This is a genomic window from Streptomyces sp. MBT53 (genome assembly GCF_016654115.1).
In the GTDB taxonomy this organism is placed as follows: domain Bacteria; phylum Actinomycetota; class Actinomycetes; order Streptomycetales; family Streptomycetaceae; genus Streptomyces.
The window spans coordinates 1-7955 of the sequence record NZ_JAEQAZ010000307.1 but is presented as its reverse complement, the minus strand read 5'-3'; the positions used below and the strand labels follow the sequence as shown (position 1 = coordinate 7955).

The 7955-nt window shown below is 72.1% G+C and carries 6 protein-coding genes and 1 pseudogene; 4 read left to right on the top strand and 3 right to left on the bottom strand.

The window, feature by feature from the left end:
- Positions 1-44: 44 nt before the first annotated feature.
- Positions 45-644: a TetR family transcriptional regulator gene (locus JHN45_RS49060; protein ID WP_200717176.1), complete on the bottom strand. Its 600-nt coding sequence runs from the start codon at positions 642-644 to the stop codon at positions 45-47.
- Positions 645-1232: 588 nt separating this feature from the next.
- Here JHN45_RS49060 and JHN45_RS49055 point away from each other — a divergent pair.
- Together JHN45_RS49055 and JHN45_RS49050 are read left to right on the top strand one after the other, a co-directional pair.
- Positions 1233-2123, top strand: coding sequence for an aminoglycoside phosphotransferase family protein (locus JHN45_RS49055; RefSeq protein WP_200717177.1), 891 nt, complete (start codon positions 1233-1235; stop codon positions 2121-2123).
- Positions 2120-4024, top strand: a complete 1905-nt coding sequence (locus JHN45_RS49050; protein WP_307783428.1) for an ABC transporter ATP-binding protein — start codon at positions 2120-2122, stop codon at positions 4022-4024. Before JHN45_RS49055 ends, JHN45_RS49050 begins: the two co-directional genes overlap by 4 nt.
- On the opposite strand, the gene JHN45_RS49045 is transcribed toward JHN45_RS49050, so the two are convergent.
- Entirely contained in the window at positions 4001-4723 is a 723-nt protein-coding gene (locus tag JHN45_RS49045; RefSeq protein ID WP_200717178.1) for a response regulator transcription factor, read from the bottom strand. The two genes, JHN45_RS49050 and JHN45_RS49045, sit on opposite strands and share 24 nt — an antisense overlap.
- A complete protein-coding gene (locus JHN45_RS49040; protein ID WP_200717179.1) occupies positions 4720-6027 on the bottom strand; it encodes a sensor histidine kinase in 1308 nt (435 codons plus the stop codon). The genes JHN45_RS49045 and JHN45_RS49040 overlap by 4 nt, the downstream gene beginning before the upstream one ends.
- A gap of 209 nt (positions 6028-6236) precedes the next feature.
- On the opposite strand from JHN45_RS49040, the gene JHN45_RS49035 reads away from it, so the two are divergent.
- Together JHN45_RS49035 and JHN45_RS49030 are read left to right on the top strand one after the other, a co-directional pair.
- Positions 6237-6980, top strand: a complete 744-nt coding sequence (locus JHN45_RS49035) for an ABC transporter ATP-binding protein (protein ID WP_200717180.1) — start codon at positions 6237-6239, stop codon at positions 6978-6980.
- Positions 6977-7955 (top strand): annotated as a pseudogene (locus tag JHN45_RS49030) (ABC transporter permease); the annotation flags it as partial. The gene JHN45_RS49035 and the pseudogene JHN45_RS49030, both read left to right, overlap by 4 nt.

Sequence of the window (7955 nt, the reverse complement as noted above, 5' to 3'; positions counted from 1 at the left end):
CGCTCGGGGGCTCCGGGCACCGGGGCGCGCGGCAGGTGGGGCGGTTATGGGGCGAGCGGGTGGACCGCGCCCATGGCCTGGTCGAGAAGCTGCGGCAGCGGCACCGTGCCGTCGCGCTCGACCCAGGTCTCGATGGCCGCGTCGAGGCAGCCGAGGGCGCCGGCGATGAGAGCCGACGCGCCCGGGTCGCCCGTCGCTCCGGTCCGGCGGACCACCTCGGGGCGCAGCAGTTCGCGCATCTGCAGATAGCGCTCCTGGTAGCGGCTGCGCACCGAGGGCGACTGGACGATCGCCCGGGCCGTCTGGAGTGCGGCGGCACTGTCCTTGCCTTGCCGGACGGCGGGCTCCAGGGCGTGCCGCAGCGCCGTCCAGATCGGTTCGTCGTCCGGCCGCCGCTCAAGGGCGTCCTGCGCGTGCCGGGAGTGGTCCTCCGTCATGACCAGGAGGACGTCCTCCTTGGTGGGGAAGTAGCGGAAGAACGTCGCCCGGGACATACCGGCGGCCTTGGCGATCTGCTCGATCGTGGTCTGCTCGAAGCCGCGCGACAGGAACATCTCCAGCGCGATCTCGGCGACCTGCGCCTTGACGGCCAGCCGCGTGCGCTCCCGCAGCGACAGCACCGGCTCGCCGGGAGAGATATCCATGATCACATGCTATCACGTTTCTTTTGTGCGACTGAGGCTCACATACGGGACTCAGCCCAGGAGCCCGTACCGCTGCGCCCGGCAGGCGTCTCAGCCTCCCCCGGGTTCGGCTCGCCAATGAGACTCCATCTCGCCAACAGGAGTCCATCGCGTCTTCGAGTCGATGGAAAGGTGGGCGGCGATTCGGCCACGACCGGCACCCCCCTCGGCCCCGCAATTCGGGGGTGCGTGACCGGGGCACCCCGCAACCACGGGGCAGGGAAGCGACTCAAACACGCGTGTTCGAAACCAGCGGCGGGCTCGTTGTCCCGGTCATCATCAGTCGTCCCCAACCCGGCCTGTAAGCAGCCCAGTTGGTGATCCTTCCGGTGGCCTCCGTACACCGCCACCGGTCCACGCCCGTTCGCCCACCTGATCGACCTCTGGAGGAACCATGAACCCCAACCCCAACCCCGTCGTCTGCGCCCATCCCGTCCCCGGACGGCCCGAGGTCACTCGGGCGGCCGCCGGTCCCCGTACGACGTTCGGTGCCAGTGCCGCCGTGTCGCCCGTCGCGGATATGTCACGTCCGACACCGAGGTGGGGGGCATGACCGACCCGAACTTCCTTGCGTCCCCGCTCCGTTCGTGGGCCGAGAAGACCCTGGGCCCGCTCACCGGCGTACGCCGTCTCCCGCCCGGCTCGTCGCCCGCGGCCGTATGGCATGTGGTGCGCGGGTCCGACAACGCCCGCTTCCACCTCAAGACCGCGCCGTCGCCCGGGGCCTTCACCCGGGAGACCTTCGCCCACCGGCACGCCGTGCCCGCCCTCGGTCCCGGCAACGCGCCCCGCCTGGTGGCCACTTCGGCCCGGCACCTGGCCATGATCCTGACCGCTCTGCCCGGCGCACCCCTGACACAGGTGCGGTTGACGGAGACCGCGTTGCAGGCGGTGTACTGGCGGGCCGGGATGCTCGTCGCCGAACTGCACCAGGCCGGACGGCCCACCACCACCGCGCGCAGTGAGGCAGCCGCGCACCTGTCCCGTCTCGCCGACGCGGCGCCACGCCATGCCGAGGCGGCCGGTGACCAACTGTCGGCGGAGGACCAGAAGTTCGTCATGCTGCTCGCCGACCACCTGTGCGTCCTCGACAGGCTGCCCATGGGCTTCATCCACGGAGGCGGCATCGAGGCCGGCCTCCGCTGGTCCGGCACCGCGCGGCCGGCCCTCCAGGACTTCGACCGGGCGCGTTTCGCCCCGGTCGTCGTCGACTTCGTCCACCTCGCCTACGGACTGTGGGCCGAACGGCCGCGCGTGCGCGCCGCGTTCTTCGACGGCTACGGCCGCACGCTGGGCGCCGAGGAGCGGCAGGCCCTGCGCTGTCTGACGGGCCTGCACGCTGTGCGGTCGCTGGCCGAGGGCCTGGTCCGCGCGGACCGGGCGGCAGTGGACACCGCCCGGACAGCACTGGACCGGCTCAAGAGCGAGGTGGGCGTGTGAGCTCCGCTCCCCGGCCGACGGTGTCCCCAAGGGCGGTGGGGGCGGGGCGAGTCGCGCCTCCACCACCCGCCGAGCTGCGCTACGGCGGCAAGTACAGCAAGAACCCGCTGGAGGAGGCCGCGTTCGCGGCGATGGTACGGCGGCTGCCGTCCGTGCTGGCACGGACCGCGCGCATGGCCTGGGCCATCGACCGGCAGGCCGTACTGCTGCTGGTCGGCTGCCAGTTGGCCGTGGGCGCCGGCGCCGCGGTCCAACTCACGGCCACCGCGCACGCGATGCGCGCGGTCTTCGGCACCGGCCCGGTGCCCGACCGCCTCCACCAGGCGCTGCCCGCGCTCCTCGTCATCACCCTGGCCGCGGTCACCGGCAGGACGGCGACCGCGCTGTCGTCGTACGCCGATGGCCGGATCACACCGGTGCTGACCACGGAGGCGGACAGTTCGCTGGTGGCGGCGGTGTGCCGGATCGAGGCGGCCGCGCGCGCCGAGGACGGGTGCGCGGACCGGCAGGAGGCCGCGGAGATGGGCGTGGTCCGCAGCCACGTCATGGTCCAGGACGCCACCCGCCTCACCGCCGCCGTCATCCGGATGGCCGCCGCGAGCGGGGTGCTGACGGTGCTGCACCCACTGCTGCTGCCTCTCCTCCTGCTCGCCGTGGTCCCGGCCGGTGTCGGCGCCGTGCTGCACGCCCGGGTCACCTACGAGACGCACTACGCGAACGTCGGCGACCGCAACGTCCGCCAGAACCTGCGGGGTTGGGCCACCAGCGCGAAGTTCACCGACGAGATCCGCGCCAACACCATGACCGGCTATCTCGACTTCTGGTACCGGACGATCTCCGAGCGGATCGACGCCCGCACCCTGACCGCCGCTCCCCGGATGCTGAGAATCGTGCTGGCCAGTTCGGCGATCGGCGGGATCTTCCTCGTCGCGACCTGGGCGGCGCTCGCGTGGCTGGTGAGCACCGGGAGGATCGAGCCGGCGATCGCCGGGACCGCGGTCGTCGCCGTGCAGACCACCCTCGGTGCGCTCTCCCAGGTCGTCATCTACGGCGCGGCCATGTTCCACACCTCGCTCTATCTCGCCGACATGGATTCGTTCCTCGACTACGCCGACCGACACGCCCCCGATCGGGGCGAGTCGACGGTCACCGGGCCGGTCACGGAGATCCGGGTGGAGGAGGCCGTCTACCGCTATCCGGGCAAGGAGGCCCCGGCCGTCGCCGGGGTGTCGCTGACGGTGCGCCAGGGCGAGATCCTCGCGCTGGTCGGCGAGAACGGGTCGGGGAAGTCCACCCTGGTCAGGCTGCTCGCCGCCATCTTCCTGGCCGACAAGGGCACGGTCTCCTGGAACGGCGAGGACGTCGCCCGTCTCGACCCCGACAGCCTCTGGGTCCGGTCCGGTCTTGTGCCCCAGTCCTTCGCACAGTGGCCGCTGTCGGTACGGGACAACGTCACCCTCGGCCAGCCGCGCGAGGACGGCGACGCCCTGGTCCGGGAGGCGATCGACGCGGTCGGCCTGACCGAGGCCGTGGACCAACTCCCCGCCGGACTGGACACGTTGCTCGCCCGGGACGTCTGGGGCGGCAGCGAGTTCTCCGGCGGACAGTGGCAGCGCCTGGCCTGCGCACGCGCCCTCTACCGCAGAGCGGGACTGCTCATCCTGGACGAACCGACCTCGGAGATGGACGCCCGCGGCGAACACACCATCCTCCGGAGGATCAAGGCACTCTCCGGCGACTGCATCACGATCGTGGTGACCCACCAGCTCGTCAACACCAAGATCGCCGACCGGATCCTCGTCATGGACCACGGCCGGATCGCGGAACAGGGCACCTACGACCAACTCGCCGCCGGAGGAGGCCTGTTCGCCGATCTGCTAGCGCTGTCCAGCGACCGATGACCCACCCGGGTCGTACGATCCCCCGCGGGCGTCGTACGACCCGGGACTGACAAGCCCCGTCTCGTACGCGACGACGACGGCCTGGGCGCGGTCGCGGAGGGTGAGTTTGCCGAGGATGTGGGAGACGTGGGTCTTCACCGTGGCCTCGGACAGGTGGAGTCCGGTGGCGAGTTCGGTGTTGCTCAGGCCCTGGGCGAGGAGGCGCAGGACGTCCAGTTCGCGGGGTGTGAGGGCGGCCAAGTCCCGGTGCAGGGACGGGGGTTCCGTGCCGCGGCGGGCGAATCGCTCGACCAGGCGGCGGGTGATGGCGGGGGCGAGCAGGGCGTCGCCGGCCCGGACCGTGCGGACGGCGTCCACCAGGTGTTCCGGTGTGACGTCCTTGAGGAGGAAGCCGCTGGCTCCGGCGGCGAGCGCCGCGTAGACGTAGTGGTCGAGGTCGAAGGTGGTGAGCATGACCACGCGCGGTGCGTCCACGGAGCCGCCGAGGATACGCCGGGTCGCCTCCAGGCCGTCCATGTCGGGCATCCGGATGTCCATCAGCACCACGTCGGGCCGGGTGCGCCGGACCGCCTCGACTGCTTCGGCGCCGTCGGTCGCCTCGGCGACGACCTCGATCCCGTCGGCGTCGAGGATCAGCCGGAAGCCGGTGCGTACGAGGGCCTGGTCGTCCGCGACCACGACGCGCGGCGCACGGTTCACGAGTCCTCCAGGGGAAGTACCGGGACTGCCGGGATCAAGGCCTGCACCCGGTAACCCCCCAGCGGACGGGGGCCGTTGCGCAGGGTGCCGCCGTAGACGGCGAGGCGTTCGCGCAGACCGATCAGTCCGCGGCCGTTGCCGGTGGCCGCGGCGGGGCCGGGCCTGCCGCCGGTGTCGGTGACCTCGACGTGGAGTTCGTCGTCGCCGTACGACACCCGGACCCGCGCGTCGGCCCCGGAGGCGTGCTTCACCGTGTTGGTCAGGGCCTCCTGGACCACGCGGTACGCGGCCAGTTCGACTCCCGGGGACAGCGGGCGAGGGGCTCCGGAGACGGTCAGTTCGACCGGCACTCCGGCGCCGCGTACCCGGCCGACCAGCGCTTCCAGCCGGTCCAGACCGGGTTGCGGGGCGAGACTCTCCAACTCGCCACGCTCGAAGCCCTGTTCCGCACCGGCAGCCGCGTTCACGCCCGCGCCGGTGTCCATCGTGAGCAGGCCCATCACGTTCCGCAGCTCCCCCATCGCCGCCCGGCCGCCCGCCTCGACCGCGAGCAGCGACTCGCGCGCCCGGTCGGGGGACTTTTCCATGATCTTGCGGGCGGCACCGGCCTGGATGACCATCACGCTGACGTTGTGCGTGACGACGTCGTGCAACTCGCGGGCGATCCGGGCGCGTTCGTGTTCCACGGCCCGGTGGAGCTCCTCGGTCCTGGCGTTCTCCACCGCCGTCAGCCGGGTGTGGGTCTCGGCCGCCCGCAGTTTCCAGGTTCTGAGGCCGATGGCGGCCACGACGAGCGGGGCCGAGATGAAGAGGGCGACGTACTGGGTGGGCACGGTGGGCGCGACGTAGGCGTACGGGTTGGGCGGACCCGTGGCGCCGGACCTGCTGATGAGGACGATCGTCACGGTGAGGCTCGCCAGGGTGGGCAGCCGGTGGGGGCTGTAGGCCGCCGCGCTGTAGGCGGCGATGACGCAGGAGTAGAAGGTGAGTCGGGCCACGTCGTCCGGGGTGAGTGCCATCGCGACCGTCACGATCCACAGCACGGCGAGCGGGTAGCGGCGCCGCCACGCCAGCGCGGCCGAGGCCAGGAACACGACGGTCACCAGGCCGGTCATACGGTGCCGGTGGGCCTCGTCGTAGCCGTCGCCCCACGCGTACTGCATCGCCACGAAGGTCAGCACGAGCGCCAACGCGGCGTCGACGAGCCGCTGTTGCCCTGTGGGGCGCGGCAGCAGGCCACCGGGACGCAGCAGCGCCCGGGCCGCCCGGCGCAGCCGGACCGGAACTTCCTCTCCCACCGTCACGTGCCCATTGTCCCGGGTGACGGCACCCCCCGGAATCCCTCCGGCGGACGGGCCGCCTACATCCCGCGGCTACATCCCAGGGATGAGATCGCTGGCCATCGGCCCAGTGCGGTACGGCAATTACCCCGGACGACCGGCGCGCCCCGGGCGGTGGTGTTCCTAGCGTCGGAGGCGCCCGATCCGAGCAACTCACCCTGAAGAAGGCCACCATGACAACACCCCTCATCGAACTCCTCGATGTGAGCCGCCGCTACGGCAGCGGGCCGCCCGCGCTGGAGGACGCGTCACTGAGCGTGCGGGCCGGTGAGGCCGTCGCGGTCCTCGGACCGTCGGGCAGCGGCAAGTCGACGCTGCTGAACCTCGTCGCCGGTCTGGACCGGCCCGACTCCGGGACGGTCACGGTGGACGGCGTACGTGTCGACCGGCTGGGCGAGGCCGGGGCGGCCCGTTATCGGCGGGCGAGGATCGGGATGGTGTTCCAGTTCTTCAATCTGCTGGACGATCTGTCGGTCGCCGACAACGTGGCCCTGCCCGCCCGGCTGACGGGCCTCGGGCGGCGCGAGTCGCGGAGCAGGGTGGCCGAGTTGCTGGAGTCGCTCGGTATCGCCCGGCATGCCGACGCCTTCCCGGGCCGGTTGTCCGGTGGTGAACGTCAACGGGTCGCGGTGGCACGGGCGTTGATGAACCGTCCCGCGCTGCTCCTGGCCGACGAACCGACCGGCGCACTGGACTCCGCGTCCGGGGAGGAAGTCAGCCGACTGCTGCGGGAGTTGAACGCCGACGGTCAGACGATCCTCGTGGTCACGCACGACCTGGCGCTGGCCGAGTCGTGCACCCGGCGCACTGTGCGGCTCGCCGACGGCCGCATCACGTCCGACACGAGCACGGCGGACGGCGGGCTCGTCCCCGCCGGCACGTCCGGCGCCGCCGCCGAGCCGGGGTCGGTCCGATGAGTGCGCTGGGGAGGGTGATCGGCTCGGGCATGGCGCGGCGCCGGGTGCAGACGCTGGTGATCGGGCTGGCCACGCTGCTGGCCGTGGCGGCGTCCGTGCTCGGCGGTGCGCTGCTCGTGTCGTCCGAGGCGCCGTTCGAGAAGGCCTTCGAGCGGCAGCACGGGGCTCAGTTGACCGCGCAGTTCGACGCGAGCCGGGCCACGACCGCCCAACTCGCCGGCTCCGCACGGGCGTCGGGGGTGACGGCGGCGGCCGGTCCGTTCCCGACCGCGACGGTCACCTCGGGGTTCGGCGGGCACGACGGCGCACCACTCGCACTGGCGGGCCGGGCGACGTCCGGCGGCACGGTCGACAAAGTGGCAGTACTCAGGGGCCGTTGGGCCGAGAAGCCCGGCGAGCTCGTCGTATCGGCGGACACCGGACCCGAGGTACAGCTCGGCCAGAAACTGGAGTTCCCGGATCTGCCCGGCAGCCCGACGCTGACCGTGGTCGGAGTGGCCCGCTCGGTGAGCCGTACCGCCGACGGTTGGGTACTCCCGTCGCAGATCGCGAAGTTGACGCCGTCCGGCAGGGTCGGCGGCTACCAGATGTTGTACCGCTTCGCCCATGCCGGCACCTCGGCCCAACTGGCCCAGGACCGCGCCGCGTTGACGGCCGCGCTGCCCTCGAAGTCGCTGACCGGGGCGCAGTCCTGGCTGGGGGTGAAGAAGATCGCCACCCGGGACACCGCGCTGTTCGTGCCGTTCCTGGTCGCGTTCGGGGTGCTGGGGCTGGTCATGTCGGTACTGATCGTGGGCAACGTGGTCGCGGGCGCGGTGGCCACGGGCACACGCCGGATCGGCGTCCTCAAGGCGGTCGGCTGCACCCCCGGCCAGGTCGTCCGGGCCTGCGCCGGACAGGCCCTAATTCCGGCCGCGGCCGGAATTAGGGCCTGTCCGGCGCAGGCCCGGACGACCTGGCCGGGGGTGCAGCCGA